Source organism: Salinicola peritrichatus (assembly GCF_003206715.1).
Taxonomy (GTDB): domain Bacteria; phylum Pseudomonadota; class Gammaproteobacteria; order Pseudomonadales; family Halomonadaceae; genus Salinicola; species Salinicola peritrichatus.
On sequence record NZ_PZJU01000043.1, the window covers coordinates 1 to 15,269 of the forward strand.

Annotated in this window: 15 protein-coding genes; 11 read left to right on the forward strand and 4 right to left on the reverse strand. The window is 62.5% G+C overall.

Annotated elements, in window-relative coordinates:
* Nucleotides 1–109: 109 nt before the first annotated feature.
* Complete coding sequence (locus tag DOM57_RS15260) at nt 110–1,639, forward strand: alpha/beta hydrolase domain-containing protein (RefSeq protein WP_110650051.1); 1,530 nt, start codon at nt 110–112, stop codon at nt 1,637–1,639.
* A 110-nt stretch (nt 1,640–1,749) separates the two neighbouring features.
* Here the strand turns inward: DOM57_RS15260 and DOM57_RS15265 are convergent, their stop codons facing one another.
* Together DOM57_RS15265 and DOM57_RS15270 are read right to left on the reverse strand one after the other, a co-directional pair.
* A complete protein-coding gene (locus DOM57_RS15265; protein WP_110650052.1) occupies nt 1,750–2,343 on the reverse strand; it encodes an HAD family hydrolase in 594 nt (197 codons plus the stop codon).
* Nucleotides 2,344–2,426: 83 nt separating this feature from the next.
* Nucleotides 2,427–3,110: a GntR family transcriptional regulator gene (locus DOM57_RS15270; RefSeq protein WP_110650053.1), complete on the reverse strand. Its 684-nt coding sequence runs from the start codon at nt 3,108–3,110 to the stop codon at nt 2,427–2,429.
* Between the two features lie 213 nt (nt 3,111–3,323).
* Between DOM57_RS15270 and DOM57_RS15275 the strand changes: the two genes are divergently transcribed.
* From DOM57_RS15275 to DOM57_RS15310, 8 genes are all read left to right on the forward strand, one after another.
* A complete protein-coding gene (locus DOM57_RS15275) occupies nt 3,324–4,091 on the forward strand; it encodes a class II aldolase/adducin family protein (protein WP_420820237.1) in 768 nt (255 codons plus the stop codon).
* 122 nt (nt 4,092–4,213) lie between these two features.
* On the forward strand, nt 4,214–5,788 hold the full coding sequence (locus DOM57_RS15280) for an ABC transporter substrate-binding protein (RefSeq protein WP_110650054.1): 1,575 nt from the start codon (nt 4,214–4,216) through the stop codon (nt 5,786–5,788).
* A gap of 148 nt (nt 5,789–5,936) precedes the next feature.
* Nucleotides 5,937–6,917 (forward strand): ABC transporter permease, encoded by a 981-nt coding sequence (locus tag DOM57_RS15285; RefSeq protein WP_110650055.1) that lies wholly within the window; start codon nt 5,937–5,939, stop codon nt 6,915–6,917.
* Between the two features lie 209 nt (nt 6,918–7,126).
* Complete coding sequence (locus tag DOM57_RS15290; RefSeq protein ID WP_110650056.1) at nt 7,127–7,960, forward strand: ABC transporter permease; 834 nt, start codon at nt 7,127–7,129, stop codon at nt 7,958–7,960.
* Between the two features lie 10 nt (nt 7,961–7,970).
* Nucleotides 7,971–9,608, forward strand: a complete 1,638-nt coding sequence (locus DOM57_RS15295; RefSeq protein WP_110650057.1) for an ABC transporter ATP-binding protein — start codon at nt 7,971–7,973, stop codon at nt 9,606–9,608.
* Nucleotides 9,609–9,657: 49 nt separating this feature from the next.
* Nucleotides 9,658–10,650 carry a 2-hydroxyacid dehydrogenase gene (locus tag DOM57_RS15300; RefSeq protein ID WP_239496259.1) on the forward strand — a complete coding sequence of 331 codons (993 nt, stop codon included), beginning with the start codon at nt 9,658–9,660 and terminating at the stop codon, nt 10,648–10,650.
* Between the two features lie 31 nt (nt 10,651–10,681).
* Nucleotides 10,682–11,701 carry a histone deacetylase family protein gene (locus DOM57_RS15305; RefSeq protein ID WP_110650058.1) on the forward strand — a complete coding sequence of 340 codons (1,020 nt, stop codon included), beginning with the start codon at nt 10,682–10,684 and terminating at the stop codon, nt 11,699–11,701.
* A 207-nt stretch (nt 11,702–11,908) separates the two neighbouring features.
* Entirely contained in the window at nt 11,909–12,244 is a 336-nt protein-coding gene (locus tag DOM57_RS15310; protein WP_110650059.1) for a helix-turn-helix domain-containing protein, read from the forward strand.
* A gap of 171 nt (nt 12,245–12,415) precedes the next feature.
* On the opposite strand, the gene DOM57_RS15315 is transcribed toward DOM57_RS15310, so the two are convergent.
* Nucleotides 12,416–12,970, reverse strand: coding sequence for a flavin reductase family protein (locus tag DOM57_RS15315; protein ID WP_204352993.1), 555 nt, complete (start codon nt 12,968–12,970; stop codon nt 12,416–12,418).
* A gap of 157 nt (nt 12,971–13,127) precedes the next feature.
* Between DOM57_RS15315 and DOM57_RS15320 the strand changes: the two genes are divergently transcribed.
* Nucleotides 13,128–13,313, forward strand: a complete 186-nt coding sequence (locus DOM57_RS15320) for a hypothetical protein (RefSeq protein WP_110650061.1) — start codon at nt 13,128–13,130, stop codon at nt 13,311–13,313.
* 159 nt (nt 13,314–13,472) lie between these two features.
* On the opposite strand, the gene DOM57_RS15325 is transcribed toward DOM57_RS15320, so the two are convergent.
* Nucleotides 13,473–14,333 (reverse strand): glycine betaine ABC transporter substrate-binding protein, encoded by an 861-nt coding sequence (locus DOM57_RS15325; protein WP_239496260.1) that lies wholly within the window; start codon nt 14,331–14,333, stop codon nt 13,473–13,475.
* A gap of 213 nt (nt 14,334–14,546) precedes the next feature.
* On the opposite strand from DOM57_RS15325, the gene hutC reads away from it, so the two are divergent.
* Nucleotides 14,547–15,263, forward strand: a complete 717-nt coding sequence (hutC, locus tag DOM57_RS15330; protein WP_110650063.1) for a histidine utilization repressor — start codon at nt 14,547–14,549, stop codon at nt 15,261–15,263.
* The last annotated feature ends 6 nt before the right edge of the window (nt 15,264–15,269 follow it).

The window sequence follows — 15,269 nt, forward strand, 5'->3', positions numbered from 1 at the left end:
GAATCACCACACTAGAGGGACGAAACGGTCACAGAGTCTGCTCGCTCCCTCTGGCATCTGGCAGAGGTGTCATGCACACTGAGCCGATCCAAGCAGAATAAAGATACACATGAAGTTCGACTACAGAATCGTCTTGCCGAGTCTAGGGGCCATCCTGAGCAGTGGGGTAGTCTTTGCCCAGCCGTTGGAGCAGTTTCCGCGAGAGGTGGAACTACTACCCATCACTGAAGAATCGTATCCCTTCAATGGCGCTGCTCATCAGGTCGAGCCCATCGACCTGCCATCATTCAATTACACCGAAGAAGAGTTTCTGGTATCGGGGCAGGCTCAGGTTTATGACTGGGAGCCCAATGGTGACTTTGAAGCCGTCCCGATCGGAAAGAGCACTTACACGACTCGCATGGTCGTCCGCCGGCCCGAGAACATGGAGAATTTCAGTGGCCGCGTGGTGATGGAGGTCATCAACATGTCGGCTGATTACGATTGGACCGCCATGTGGGCGGCCCTCTGGGAGCGGGTGACGGCCAACGGCGATATCTATGTCGGTATCACTGGCAAGCCGAACATCATTCCCGGTCTAGTGGCCTTCGATGCTGATCGCTATGGTCGACTGGCCATGCCGAGCGCGAATCTCGAAAGCGATCGAAACTGCGAATTGCCGCAGGACAAACTCGCCTACAAGGGGCTTTCCTCGGAGACGGAAAGTGGCGTGGCATGGGACATGCTGACTCAAATTGGCGGTCTGCTCAAAAGCGGCGATCCGAAGAACCCGCTGGATGCTCCCGCCGAACGGGTGTTCTTTACCGGCGAGTCCCAGAGCGGCAACTATGCGGTCACTTACTACAAATTCTTCCAGCCCGATGCCACGATCGAGCAGAATGGCGGGAGCGTGCCGATATATGACGGCTTCCTGACCGAAGCGGCCACTACTCCGACAGGGGTGCCGATTCGGCAATGCGCGACGCCGCTTCCTGCCGACGATCCGCAAAACCAGATCCCGGATCGCCGTACGCCCTTGGCCATGATCAACTCGCAATGGGACTTCTTTCCGGCGCGGGGTGGGCAACGGAAGCCTGACGCCAATACGGCCGACGACCGGAGCGTGACCTGGGAGCTTGCCGGCGCCAATCATGGCTGGCGCTTCCAGTATCTGTATGGTGACGCTGACCATGATGACCTCCGCAAGGCAGGACTTCTCTCGCCCAATGCAGAGTGGAGCGCATGGAGTTGTAGCCCAGCCAGTCCGGAAGTACCGCTCTATATGGCCGAGAAAGCGCTCTACGAGCACTTGATCGATTGGGTGGAAGATGAAAAGGCTCCACCCTCGGCTGATCCCATCGAATTGACATCAGAGGGGCAGGTCGCCTTCGATGAGAACAACACCGCGAAAGGTGGTCTACGCTTGCCTATGGTGGAAGTGCCGGTGGCCTCTTTTGGTGAAGGCCGCGCTACACTGTCGGCAGGGTGTCCAGAAATCGTGCCGTTCGGCACCGAGAAGCTGAAACGACTCTACGGGACGCGTGAGGCCTATCTCGATGCCTATCGCCAGGCAGCTTGGAAACTGGTGCAGGAAGGCTTCTTGCTCAGCGAGGATGTCGATGCGCTGATGGCGACCGCCAAGGCAGTGCCTTTTGAGTAGCGGAATCTGGTTCCGTATCACTGACTACTGTACTAGCGATAGAGACACTGATCGTCGTCAGCCTGCACTATCGATGAGCAGCTGATCCTGCGGCCGGTGTCTCTGCATCGTCAGAGAGCCTGCGCGAGTGCCCTGCAGTCTCGCATATGCCAGTCGGCGAGCGCCGGCCAGCGATTCTCCGCCACATTGACCAGGACGGTGCGCGTGCCGGCGGCACGCCCACACTCGAGATCCAGCGGGCTGTCGCCGACCATCACGACTTGCGGCGGCGTGACCTGCCAACGGCGGATGAAGTGTTCCAGACCGCCGGGATGGGGTTTGGGCGGCGCCTCGTCGCGGCCGAGCACGTCATCGGGAGCGAAGCAGTCATCGAGTCCGATCGCTGTCAGTGTGATATGCGCCAGTTCCTTGGCATTGCGGGTCAGGATGCCGAGGCGACAGCCGCGCTCGCACAGCGCTTGAACCAGTTCGACTGCGCCGGTCGCGGCCGTCGAACGCAACGCCAACTCACGTTCATGCTCGAGCAGCCAGGCGTGCTTGGCATCGCGCTCTGCGGCGGGAAGCGTGTCGAGATGGTGCAGGATATCCGCCCCTTGGGGGATCTCCAGCGCGCGCCGGATCGCCGGGAAATCATGCACGCCGACGGTGAGCGTACCGTCCATGTCGAAGACCCAGTGGGTGAGCGTCTTGAGTGTGGAAGGCATGGGGAACTCTGGTCGAGAGAAGGTTTCATCCTACCTGCCTGGGCAACCAGTGCCAGACCACCCGCCAACGACAGACTTTCTTCTTACTCTTGCTCCCTTTCTCGAAACATCTCCACCACGCGCTGCTGCGCGACGCCGATATGGTAATTCAACGCGGCTTCGCAAGCCTCCGGATCCTGGGTGCGTAGCGCCTCGATGATCGGTTCGTGAGTGTCGGCGACACGCATCGGGTCATCGTAGAGCTGGCCGATCAAGAGAATGCAGAAGCGCATCTCGTGGCACAGCTCGTCGAAGACACGCACCAGCCGCTGATTGCCGCTGAACTCGCACAGCATGCGGTGGAAGGCAACGTCTTCTTCGATCTGCTGTACCGCCGTTCCCTCTCGGGCGACACGACGCATGGTGTCGAGCTGGCCATTGAGGGCCGTCTCCATCTCGCCGGTCAAGCGCCCCGCCAGGGAGCGGATGGCGTGACGTTCGAGGCAAAGGCGCAGGTCGTAGACGTCTACGAGCTCCGCGGCGTTGAAGGTGCGCACGAAGAAGCCCCGGCGGGGCTGCGACACCAGCATGCCGCGACTTTCCAGCAGACGGGCCGCCTCGCGAACGGGGGCGCGGCTGACACCGAAATCCCGCGCCAGCTGCGCTTCGGCCAGATGCGCGCCGGGGGCGAAGTCTCCCTTCAGCAGCGCCTCGGTCAGCATGTCGGCGATCTGGTTGACCAGATCGCGCTGTTGGATGGTGGCGAAGCCCCGTGTGGTCGTGGTCATGTGATCTCGTTTGGCTGGCGTTTACCGACCGACACACTATCGCGTAAATCTCACTTCGGGTCGACTGTCGAGTGTCGACAGTTTGAAATTTGCCTGATAGGTTAGGGTTCAGGGTGGTCGTCGTTGCGAGCAATGTCGGTTCAAACGCCTCGGCAAACGCAGCCATGAACACCGCCATAAGCACAAGAAATCGAGCCACGGAGAAGATCGACGATGGACATGACGACCGAGCCCTCGAATCACCTAGCGCAAGCCGATGCGCGCCGCGACCTGGCGGCCGCCTACCGCCTGATTGCCCACTTCGGCCTGGACGACAGCATCTATACGCATATCTCGGCGCGGGCCGAGGCCGGCAAGGAGCACTTCCTGATCAACCCTTACGGTTATCGCTTCGAGGAAGTGACCGCCGCCAATCTGGTGACGATCGATCTGGAAGGCAACGTTGTCGACGATCCCGAGAGTGCGGGCATCAACAAGGCCGGCTTTACCATTCACAGCGCGATCCATGCCGCGCGTCCGGACGTGCATTGCGTGCTGCATACCCATTCAGTGGCCGGTGTCGCGGTCTCCTGTCTGGAAGAGGGCTTGTTGCCGTTGAACCAGTGGTCGATGGAGTTTCACGGACGCACCGCGTATCACGATTACGAAGGCATTGCGCTGGATCTGGCCGAGCGTGAACGCCTGGTGGCCGATCTCGGCGACAAGCCGATCATGGTGCTGCGCAACCACGGCATGCTGGTGTGCGGGCGCACGGTCGGAGAGGCGTTCCGGCGCATGTACAACCTGGAGCGCAGCTGCCAGGCGCAGCTCGCCCTGATGGGTAGCGGCATGGAAATTCGTCGGGTCGATCCCGCCCTGGCCGAGCATACGGCGCAGCAGTACGAGAAGTGGGATTCGGACCACGGTGTGACGGATCACGATCCGGAGTGGGAGGCGTACTTGCGCCTGCTGAAGCGCATCCAGCCCGATTTCGAGGGCTGACGGGGATGTAGCGGTCGCTCGCTGCCGTCAGTTATTAAGGTTATAGAGCAGCGCGGTGATGCCAAACATCGCTCTGCCAGCGGTTAAAGATTCTACAAATCCAATAACACAAGAGACCTGCCATGACCCTGCTATCGTCCGTGACCGGCCGTCTGACGGCGGCCGCCTTGTTGGTAACCCTGGCTGCGCCGGCGTCGGCGCAGGAAACCCCGCAGTCCGGCGGCGTTGCCAACGTCGCCATCCAGCCCGAGCCACCAGGGCTGATGCTGCCGCTGGTACAGAATGCCCCCACCCAGCGTGTCGCCGGCAACATCTTCGAAGGGCTTCTGCGCTACGACACCGATCTCGAGCCGATGCCACAGCTGGCGGATTCATGGGAGATCAGCGACGACGGTCTGACCTACACCTTCCATCTGCATCCGGGCGTGAAGTGGCACGACGGTGAGGCGTTCACGGCCGCCGACGTGGTGTTCTCCGCCGATGTCTTCCTGCGCGAGACCAACCCGCGAACCCGGGCGATTCTCGATCACGTCGAAAGCATCGAGGCACCGGATGACGAGACGGTCGTATTCACGCTCAAGCAGCCGTTCCCGGCGTTCATCCAGGCCTTCGAGGTCGGCACCATGCCGATGGTGCCCAAGCACATCTACGAAGGCACCGACTTCTACAACAACCCGGCCAACAACCATCCGATCGGTACCGGTCCTTTCGAGTTCGCCAAGTGGGATCGCGGCTCGGTGATCGAACTGGACAAGAACCCGGACTACTACGAAGACGGCAAGCCGTACCTCGACAAGATCTACTGGCACGTGATTCCTGACGCGGCCTCTCGCGCCGCCGCTTACGAGAACGGCACGCTGGACATCATGCCCGCCGGTTCGGTGGAGAACTTCGATATCCCCCGGCTTTCCGGTATGGACGGCAGCTGCATGACCGAGCAGGGCAACGAGTTCTTCAACCCGTTCGCCATGCTGTGGCTCAACAACCGTGAAGGTCCTACCGCCGACAAGCGCTTTCGCCAGGCGGTGATGTACGCGATCGATCGCGACTTTGCCAAGAACGTGCTGTGGAACGGCCTGGGCAAGGTACCCAACGGTCCGTTCAGCTCGACGCTCGCCGCGCATGACGACGATCTCGAACAGTATCCCTACGATCCGGACAAGGCGGAAGAACTGCTCGACGAGATGGGCTACGACGGCAAGCCGGTGCGTCTGTTGCCGCTGCCTTACGGCGAGACCTGGACCCGCTGGGGCGAGGCCGTACGACAGAATCTCGAGGACGTGGGCATCAACGTCGAGACCGAATCCTCCGACGTGGCGGGCTGGAACCAGAAGATCAGCGACTGGGACTACGATATCGCCTTCACCTATCTCTTCCAGTATGGCGATCCGTCACTCGGCATCGCGCGTACCTATATCTCCAGCAACATCGCCAAGGGCTCGCCCTGGAACAACGTCGAGGGCTACGAGAATCCCAAGGCCGACGAGCTGTTCGCCAAGGCGGCGGTGGAGAACGATCCCGAAAAACGTCAGGCGATGTACGACGAGGTGCAGCAGATCCTGCATGACGACGTGCCGCTGGCCTGGATCATGGAGCTGGCGCAGCCGACCATCTATCGCTGCAACGTGCATGATCTGATCACTACCGGAATCGGGCTCAACGATGGGTTCAAGAACGCCTGGATCGAACAGCAGTAAGCGCGCCCGTCGCCGTCGGCCTGCCTATCGAAAGGCCGACGGCTCCGCAGAAGCCTGAGTTCCGTTCCCGTTGGCTGCAATCGTGACTCGAAAGAGCGTGGCGTCTCGGCTGCCGCAACGGCTACGGACTCGTGGCGAGGAAAAGATCATGCCCTATGTCTCTCTGATTCTGGGTCGCATCGGTAAAGCCGTCATCGTGCTGCTGGCGATCCTGGTCTTCAATTTCTTCCTGATTCACGCGGCACCCGGCGATCCGGCCGCGGTCATGGCTGGCGAGGCCGGCGCCACCGATCAGCAGTTTCTCGACGATCTGCGCGAGCGCTTCGGACTCGATCAGCCGTTGCCGGTGCAGCTGTGGCGTTACATGAGCGGCGTCATGCAGCTCGACTTCGGCTACTCCTATCGCCAGCAGATGCCGGTGCTCGATCTGATCCTGGATCGATTGCCGGCGACGCTGCTGCTGACCGGGGCCGCTTTCGTGATCTCGCTGGTCTTCGGCATTCTCGCCGGCACGCTCGCGGCGATGCGCGCCAAGCGGCCGTCGGGGTCGATCATCATGGGACTGTCGCTGCTGTTCTACGCCACTCCCCTTTACTGGGTGGCGATGATGGCGGTGCTGGTGTTCTCGGTAATGCTCGACTGGCTGCCGGCCTACGGCTACTCGACGGTGGGCGCCGGCTATACCGGACTGGCCCATGTCGGCGACGTGGCGGTACACCTGATCCTGCCGGCGCTGACGCTGGGGCTCTTTTTCATGGCGGTCTACACCCGCATGACGCGCACCTCGATGCTGAGCGTCTCGCAGCAGGATTTCGTCAAGACGGCCCGCGCCAAGGGGCTCGCGCCCGGCGTCATCCAGCGTCGGCACATCCTGCGCAACGCGCTATTGCCGATCATCACGTTGGCCGGGCTGCAGGCGGGGCAGATGGTGGGCGGCGCGGTGCTCACCGAAACCGTATTCGCCTGGCCGGGCATCGGCCGGCTGATGTACGAAGCGCTGATGCAGCGTGACTACAACCTGCTGCTCGGCATCTTCTTCTTCTGCGCCCTGCTGGTGATTCTGTTCAACATGCTCACTGATGTGATCTATCGGCTTGCCGATCCGCGCATCAAGGAAGGCGTTGCCTAGATGCCTGCGCGGACGAATCACTTCGCTATGGCCGCCGTCCTGGCGGCCACCGAAGGCCAGCCTACGGCTGTTCCATTTCGCTCCCGGCGAAATGGTACGCGGTGCTCGAGCGCAATCCTAACGGCAAGTTATGTCTTGCCCTCTGTGCGCCGCGTGCCTTGCGCTTCATTCCGCTCGGCGATCGAGCCAACGCTTCCTACGGAGGTCGCATGAGTTTCTTCCGACGCTTCGCCCAGAACCGCGGTGCCCTGGTCGGGTTGATCATCCTTGCGCTGGTCGTACTGCTGGCCGTGCTGGCACCGTTTCTCTACCCGGATTCGCCGTGGCGCATGGTGCAGCGCCCGTTCCTGGCCCCCGGCGAGATGGCGGGCTTTCCGCTCGGCACCGACACCATGGGCCGCGACGTCGCCGCCGGTCTCGCGCACGGCGCCTGGGTGTCGCTGCTGATCGGGTTGATTTCCACCGTGGTGGCGCTGGCGATCGGCGTGCCGCTCGGCGCGCTGGCCGGCTACTTCGGCGGCAAGATCGACGATGCGCTGATGCGTTTCACCGAGTTCTTCCAGACCATCCCCAACTTCGCCCTGGCGATCGTGCTGGTGGCGATCCTGCAGCCGAGCACGACGTCCATCGTGGCGGCGATCGCCATCGTCAGCTGGCCGCCGGTGGCGCGTCTGGTGCGCGGCGAGTTCCTGTCGCTCAAGCATCGCGAATACGTGGAGGCGGCGCGGCTGGTCGGCCAGACCCATCGCGACATCATTCTCAAGCAGATCCTGCCCAATACGCTGTCGCCGGTGATCGTGCTGGCGTCGTTGATGGTCGCCACCGCGATCCTGCTCGAGTCGTCGCTGTCGTTTCTCGGCCTGGGCGATCCGGACACCATGTCCTGGGGCTACATGATCGGTGCCGCGCGCACGGTGATGCGTCAGGCCTGGTGGCTGTCGGTGATCCCCGGCGTGGCGATCCTGCTGACCGTGCTGGCGCTCAACCTGGTCGGCGAAGGTCTGGATGACGCGCTGAATCCACAGCTCGCTCGCCAGCGCTAAGGAATCGATCATGAGTCAACCACTACTGCGTATCGAACGTCTCGCCCTGGCGCTGCCGGAGGGTGCCGATCGCCTCTACGCCGTCGACAACGTCAGCTACGACCTGAATGTCGGCGAGATTCTCTGCGTCGTCGGCGAGTCCGGCTCCGGCAAGTCGATGACCGCCAACGCGGTCATGGGGCTGTTGCCGACCGGGGTCCATGCCACCAAGGGGCGGGCGCTGTTCGCGGGGCAGGACGTACTGGCGATGAACGAGGTCAGCCATCGCGCGCTGCGTGGCCGGCGTATCGGCATGATCTTCCAGGAGCCGATGACCGCGCTCAACCCGCTGATGCGCGTCGGCGAGCAGATCGCCGAGGTATTCGAGGCCCACGGCCTGCTGACGTCACGGGAGCGCCGCGAGCGGGCGCTGGCGCTGCTGGAAGAGGTGCGCCTGCCCGATCCGGCCACCGCGCTGCGCGCCTATCCGTTCGAACTCTCCGGCGGGCAACGCCAGCGGGTGATGATCGCCATGGCGCTGGCGCTCGAGCCGGAATTGCTGATCGCCGACGAACCGACCACCGCGCTGGACGTGACCACCCAGGCGCAGATTCTGCACTTGATCAAGGACCTGCAGGCGCGCCGTGGCATGGCGGTGATGTTCATTACCCACGACTTCGGCGTGGTGGCCGAGATCGCCGACCGGGTCTGCGTCATGCGCGAAGGCCGAATCGTCGAGATGGGCAGCGCCCGCGAGGTTCTCGACAACCCGCAGCACGAGTACACCCGCGCATTGATCGAGGCCATCCCCGGCGATGCCGTACCACCGAGCCGGGACGATTCGGCATCGGCACCGCTGCTGTCGGTGAAAGGGCTCAACAAGATCTACCGATCCAGTGGCGGCTGGTTCCAGCCCAAGCGGGAAGTGGTGGCGCTCGACGGCATCGATTTTGTGCTGGGAAAAGGCGAAACGCTGGGCATCGTCGGCGAATCGGGATCGGGGAAATCGACGCTGGGACGCTGCATCGTCGGCCTGAATACGCCGGACAGCGGCGAGATCCGGCTCAATGACGTCGATCTGCGCGCCCTGCAGGGGCGCGAACTGCGCGAGCATCGTCGGCGCATCCAGATGGTGTTCCAGGATCCTTATGCCTCGCTCAACCCGCGCATCCGCGTTGGCATGGCGATCGCCCAGGGGCCGATCGCCAACGGCGTGTCGAAGGTCAAGGCGCTGGAACAGGCGCGTGAGCTGCTGGCGACCGTGGGACTCGACGCCAGCGCCGCCGAGCGCTACCCGCATGAGTTCTCCGGTGGCCAGCGTCAGCGTATCGGCATTGCGCGGGCCTTGGCACTGGACCCGCAATTGATCGTTGCCGACGAGGCCGTCTCGGCGCTCGACGTGTCGATCCAGGCCCAGGTCTTGGCGCTGCTCGACCGCTTGAAGCGGGAGTTCGAGCTGTCGCTTTTGTTCATCACCCATGACCTGCGCGTCGCCGCCCAGATCTGCGATCGCCTGATCGTGATGCAGAAGGGGCGCATCGTCGAACATGGCAGCGCCACGGAGATATTCCTCTCTCCTCGGCACGCCTACACCCGCGAGCTGCTGGCGGCGATCCCCGGTCGCCATGGCGAGCGCGAGAGCGTGGCGGCAGCGGCGGGGAGCGCATGAATTGCCGCCAGAAAACCGTTAGTGAGAAGAAGAACCGGTCGAGAAACGCATGAGCAAGATGGAAAACCCGGGCTCTGCCGAGGGGGCATCCGAGCCCCGGCAAGCCACCGTCCATGGCGTGCTGCTGGGCACTCCCGAGATCATGACGCCCTATATCGCGGCATTCGAGCAGACCGCACCGCACATTCATCTGGCGTTGCCGGAGGATGTCGCCGATTCCGAGGCGGTGACCTTCGCCCTGGCCTGGAATCCGGGCGACGATGACTTCCGGGCTTATCCCAATCTGCGCCTGGTCTCCTCCATCGCCGCCGGGGTCAACGGCATCCTGGCCAGTGCGAGCCTGCCGCGTGACGTGCCGCTGATGCGCATCGCCGGAGAATCCCAGGCGCGGATGATGGCCGGATTCGTGACCTGGCATGTGCTGTGGCACCACCGCCGCTTCGGCGACTATCTGGCGCACCAGCGCCAGGCCCATTGGGAGCGTTTCCCCAAGCGCGAGGCCCGCGACATCCGCGTCGGCCTGCTCGGCGCCGGCAAGATGGGTAGCGCAGTCGCGAAAGCGTTGGCGGCGCTGGATTACGATGTCGCCATCCATTCCCGCAGCGGTCGCAATCTGCCCGCGGGCGTGGCGGGGTTCACCGGCCGCGAAGGGCTCGCGGAACTCGCTTCACGCAGCGAGATATTGATCAACCTGCTGCCGCTGACGCCGGAGACGCGCGGCATCCTGAATGGCGAGCTGTTCTCCCGTTTGCCGCCTGGCGCGGTGCTGATCCATGTCGGCCGCGGCGAGCATCTGGTCGAAGCGGATCTGCTGGCGGCGCTGGATAGCGGCCAACTCTCGGCCGCTTCGCTGGACGTGTTCGCGGTCGAGCCGTTGCCGCGGGATCATCCTTTCTGGCGCCACGAGCGGATCGTCGTCACCCCGCACGACGCCAGCGATTCGACGCCAGCCCAGGTCGCGCGGGAGGTTGCCGAGGCGTTGAAGAGGCTGGATCAGGGCCAATCGCCATCGAGTCTGGTGGATCGACAAGCCGGTTATTGAAAACGCCGACTCCGGAGATACAAGGACAAACATGAAAACCTTCTTTCACGACGATCAGTTGCTGCACCAGCCGCAAACCTATTTCTCCCGTGGCAAGATGCGCACGCCGCAGGAGGTGACGGACCGGGCCCGGCATCTACTGGCGGCGGCCAAACGGCTCGGCTTCGAGATCCAGGCGCCGGCGGACCACGGCGTCGGCCCGTTGCGCGCGGTGCACTCGCTGCCTTACCTGCGTTTTCTCGAGAGCGCCCATCGGCGCTGGCACGAACTGGACGAGGACTGGGGCGAGGAGGTGATCTCCAACATCTTCGTGCGCTCGCCCAACGCCCTGCGCGGCATTCTCGCCGAGGCGGCGCGCTACCTTGCCGATGGCAGCGCGCCGGTCGGCCAGCATACCTGGCGGGCCGCCTACTGGGCGGCGCAGAGCGCGGTGGCCGGGGCCGAGGCGCTGCTGGGCGGTGAGCGCATGGCCTACGCGCTGTCACGGCCGCCGGGGCATCATGCCGGCATCGACTCCGCCGGCGGCTTCTGCTTTCTCAACAACGCCGCCATCGCCGCTCAGCACCTGACCTCGCGCTATCCCCGCGTCGTCGTGCTGGATACCGACATGCACCACGGCCAGGGCGTGCAGGAGATCTTCTACGAGCGCGATGACGTGATGTACATCTCGATCCACGGCGATACCACCAACTTCTATCCCGGCGTCAGCGGTTTCGAGGACGAACGCGGTCGCGGCGCGGGCTACGGCTACAATCTCAACCTGCCGATGCCGCACGGCTCAAAGGAGTCGGTATTCTTCGAGCGCCTGGAGCAAGCCTGCCAGGCGATCCGGCTGTTCGAGCCCGACGCGCTGGTGCTGGCGCTGGGCTTCGACATCCACGAAAAAGATCCGCAGGCCAAGGTCGCCGTAAGTACTCCCGGCTTCGCCAGGCTCGGCGACACCGTGGCCGGATTGAATCTGCCGACGCTGGTGGTACAGGAAGGCGGCTACTACCTGGAGGGGCTCGAGGATAACGCGGTGAGCTTCTTCGAAGGGCTGCTGGGGCGCTAAGTCGTGTCCGCTATAGATTGTTTAAACGAACTGTACGCATCGTTTTATTCGAGCCAATAGGTTGGTTGATTAAAAATCGATCCGTACGCATCGATAATCTATTTCCTCACTAAAATCCGTCACATTTTCGAACTGTATGCATAGATAATTGACGATACACTGCGGGACCTACATTCTATGCGTACGCATAGAATGTAGGTCCCGCCAATGAAAGTCACCGTATCCAATGTCCAGCAGGCCGGTATGCTCGTCCGAGCCGTCCGCAAAAGCCAATCCGTCCGTATGGATGACCTCGCTGGCGCTGCCAACGTCGGGCATGTGTTCGTTCGGGATGCCGAGCGGGGCAAGGAAAGCATCGAGTTCGGCCGCTTCTTGCGATTGCTCGACGAGCTGGGCATTCGCATGGAATTCGACGTGCCGGAATCGGCCTTGCCCTTCTATCAAAAACTGCAGAAGGAGGGCCTCAAGCCTCTGCCGCCCCGACGCCGATATCGAAAGGAAACGCCACAATACAGGGATGACGCCGGGGAAGCCGGCCAATGAGGCATCTCGATGTCTACCATAATGGGGAGCCCGTTGGCGTCGAAGAAAAGGTGCTGCTCGCCATTCGTCATATTGTCATTCGGGACATGCAGGAACGGCTAAGGCGTCACTCAATCGTAAACAGATCCTAAGGGAACACTGAATCGGCGAGCCTGACCGCCATGCTGCGACTTACAGATTCTGCGCCCGGAAATCCTTGGATCGGTCGATCTCGTCGCCGGCGACCATGAAGCGGCCATGGCCGCGATAGTGCAGCGTTCGCGGCAGGGCCACCGAGGTGTCGACGTGGGCCTTGACGATCTCCCAGATGAACAGCTCGTGGCGGTCGATCTGGCTATCGTCGACCAGGCGGCATTCGAAGCTGGCGTAGCACTCGTCGACCAGCGGTGCCGAGACGATCTCCCCTGGTGCCGGGGTCAGTCCGAAGGCGTCGAACTTGTCGAGTTGGTCGCCATCGCTGTTGCCGACGCCGACCACGGCATCGACCAATTCCCGTGTCGGCACGTTGATGGTGCACTCGCGGCTTTCGCGGACCAGGCGGTGGCTATGGTTGGCGGCGGTGATCAGGCAACCGAAATGGGCCGGAACGAAGCCGAGCATCATGTGCCAGCCCATCACCATCAGATTGCGCTCTCCCTGCCATTGGGAACCCACCAGCACGATCGGGCCGGTTTCCAGGTGGCAGCGGCATTGGTCGAGCGGGAAGTCGGATTTGCGCGAACTCAAGTCGGAACCTCTTGCGCCGATAACGTCCCTATCAGGGTAGACCACAGCCATCGATAATCGGCATGACGATTATCGATGCGTTCAATTTTTCGTCACAGTCGTGTGGTTATATTCTGGGCGCCATCCTAGACATCCCTCTATCTTCAGGAGAAACAGCGTGAAAATCCCAGGGCGCATCAAGGCGTTGATCGTTATGGCCATCGTCATCTACGTGCTGGGGCACGTGGTGCGTGCCATGGCGCTGACGTTGACGCGTCCGCTCGCGCTGCTGCCTTCGCCACGACGTTTTCCCCGCCTCGGGCGCGAGGAGGACAAGACACTGAAGCACTGCACGCGCTGCTGACGCCCGTCGGCTCTGCGACGAAAAATTCCGGCCCGGTGGCCGGAATTTTTTTTGTACCCCGTCATTCCTGGCCCGACACCTCGGGCCGCCGCTGCGCGACGTCAAAATCGCTCCCGGCGATTTGCTCCAGCGCCACGCTATCGTAGCCGATGATGCCGCTTACGGAGTGGCCGCCAGCCAGCTATCGACCAGGTCGCGATTGTCGGCAATCCACTGCGAAGCGCCTTCATCCGGGTCTCCTGTCTGTTCGATCTCGAGCATCAGCTGGGAAAGCTGCTCGGGCGTCATGTGCCAGGCATCCAGCATCGCCTTGAGCTCGGGGTTGGCGTCGCCGAAGCCGGAATGGGAAACCCACTTGATCTGTTCGCCGGCACTGAACGTCTTCTTGGGGTCATCGAGGATTTTCAGGTCGTACTCCGCAAAGGCCCAGTGCGGTTGCCACAATGTCACCGCTATCGGCTGTTGCTCGCGGTATGCCTCCTTGAGCTGTGCCAGCATTGCGGACTCACTGCTGCTGAGCTGACGGAAGGGCAGGTCATACTGTTCGATGGCGGCATCGGTTTCGTCGGCGATCGTCGAGCCGGGCTCGATGCCGAAGATGGTCGATTCCCCTTGGTACACGAAGTCGTCGGCATGTGTCTTGAGGTCGTCGACGGTGTTGATGTCGTCGACGTAGGCGGGCACGACCAGTGCATCCAACGCATCGTCGTACCAGGTGCCGTGCAGGTCGATACGGCCGCTATAGGGTTCGACGAAGGCGTTGTCGCTGGGTAGCCAGACTTCCAGCGAAATGTCGATGTCGCCCTCGGCGAGGCCGCCGAACAGAACGGGCTTGGAGACATCGTTGAGCTCGACGTCGTAGCCTTTCTCGCCGAGCAACTGCTGCCACATATGGGAAATGGCGATATTCTCGGCCCAGTTGTTGGTGCCGATAACGACGCTCTGATCCGCGGCGTTCGCGTTAGCCATACCGGCCACGGCAAGGCAGGTGCCGGCAAGCAGCATTCTAATGGAGGTCATGCGTTGTCCTTTGGAGTCGTTGGCTGTATACGCGTCGAGGAACGGAAGTGGCTCTTGTCGGCTGAAAGTCGTTTATATAATGTATATACATTGTTTTCAAACGCAGAATAACGCTTTCCCGGCACGAGCCGACCCGGGACCCTCTCGAAACCCTCGGTGGCTCGCCCGATCCAAGCCCGTTCCAGAGAGAGCCGGCCACGACAAGGAGTCGCTGTGAGCCGCCAGCCACCACGCTACAAAGTCATCAAGCAATACCTTCTCGAGCGGATACATAGCGGCGAGTTTCCAGTGGATCACCAGATCCCACCGGAGGAGGCGCTGGCGGCAACCTTCGGCGTGAGCCGCATGACGGCCCACAAGGCGATTCGCGATCTGGTGCAGGAGGGCTATCTGTGGCGGCAGTCGGGCATCGGCACCTTCGTCGCCGACCGCCGCTCCGAATCGCCGCTGGTCGAGATCAACAACATTGCCGACGAAGTGCGCGGGCGCGGTCACGACTACGCCAGCCGCGTACTGACCCTGGAGTCGGTGATCGCCGACGACGAAGTTGCCATGCGCATGGGCGTCCGAGTCGGCAGCCGACTGTTTCATTCGCGTCTGATTCATCTCGAGAATGGCCTGCCGATACAGCTCGAGGTGCGCTACGTCAATCCGCGCTGGGTACCCGACTACCTGCAGGCCGATTTCAGTCGCCAAACACCCAACGAAGTGCTGGTCGCGGCGTGTCCGATCAGCGACATGGAGCACACCGTCGAGGCGGTACTGCCCGATCCCGAAACGGCGCGCCATCTGGAGGTGGACGAGCGGGCGCCGTGCCTGAGCGTCAGGCGGCGCACCTGGTCGGGGGACCGCCTGATCAGTTACGCCCATCTGCTGCATCCCGGCGATCGCTACAAGCTGCGCTCCATGGCGCATTCGCCGCAACGTTGAGCCCGC

Excerpts from the sequence above, each read along its gene's own strand:
- DOM57_RS15300 (WP_239496259.1), top strand. The coding sequence starts at position 9,658 with ATGAGCAAGATGGAAAACCCGGGCTCTGCCGAGGGGGCATCCGAGCCC.
- DOM57_RS15325 (WP_239496260.1), bottom strand. The coding sequence starts at position 14,333 with ATGACCTCCATTAGAATGCTGCTTGCCGGCACCTGCCTTGCCGTGGCC.
- DOM57_RS15275 (WP_420820237.1), top strand. The coding sequence starts at position 3,324 with ATGGACATGACGACCGAGCCCTCGAATCACCTAGCGCAAGCCGATGCG.
- DOM57_RS15310 (WP_110650059.1), top strand. The coding sequence starts at position 11,909 with ATGAAAGTCACCGTATCCAATGTCCAGCAGGCCGGTATGCTCGTCCGA.
- DOM57_RS15295 (WP_110650057.1), top strand. The coding sequence starts at position 7,971 with ATGAGTCAACCACTACTGCGTATCGAACGTCTCGCCCTGGCGCTGCCG.
- DOM57_RS15260 (WP_110650051.1), top strand. The coding sequence starts at position 110 with ATGAAGTTCGACTACAGAATCGTCTTGCCGAGTCTAGGGGCCATCCTG.
- DOM57_RS15290 (WP_110650056.1), top strand. The coding sequence starts at position 7,127 with ATGAGTTTCTTCCGACGCTTCGCCCAGAACCGCGGTGCCCTGGTCGGG.
- DOM57_RS15270 (WP_110650053.1), bottom strand. The coding sequence starts at position 3,110 with ATGACCACGACCACACGGGGCTTCGCCACCATCCAACAGCGCGATCTG.
- DOM57_RS15285 (WP_110650055.1), top strand. The coding sequence starts at position 5,937 with ATGCCCTATGTCTCTCTGATTCTGGGTCGCATCGGTAAAGCCGTCATC.
- DOM57_RS15265 (WP_110650052.1), bottom strand. The coding sequence starts at position 2,343 with ATGCCTTCCACACTCAAGACGCTCACCCACTGGGTCTTCGACATGGAC.
- DOM57_RS15280 (WP_110650054.1), top strand. The coding sequence starts at position 4,214 with ATGACCCTGCTATCGTCCGTGACCGGCCGTCTGACGGCGGCCGCCTTG.
- DOM57_RS15305 (WP_110650058.1), top strand. The coding sequence starts at position 10,682 with ATGAAAACCTTCTTTCACGACGATCAGTTGCTGCACCAGCCGCAAACC.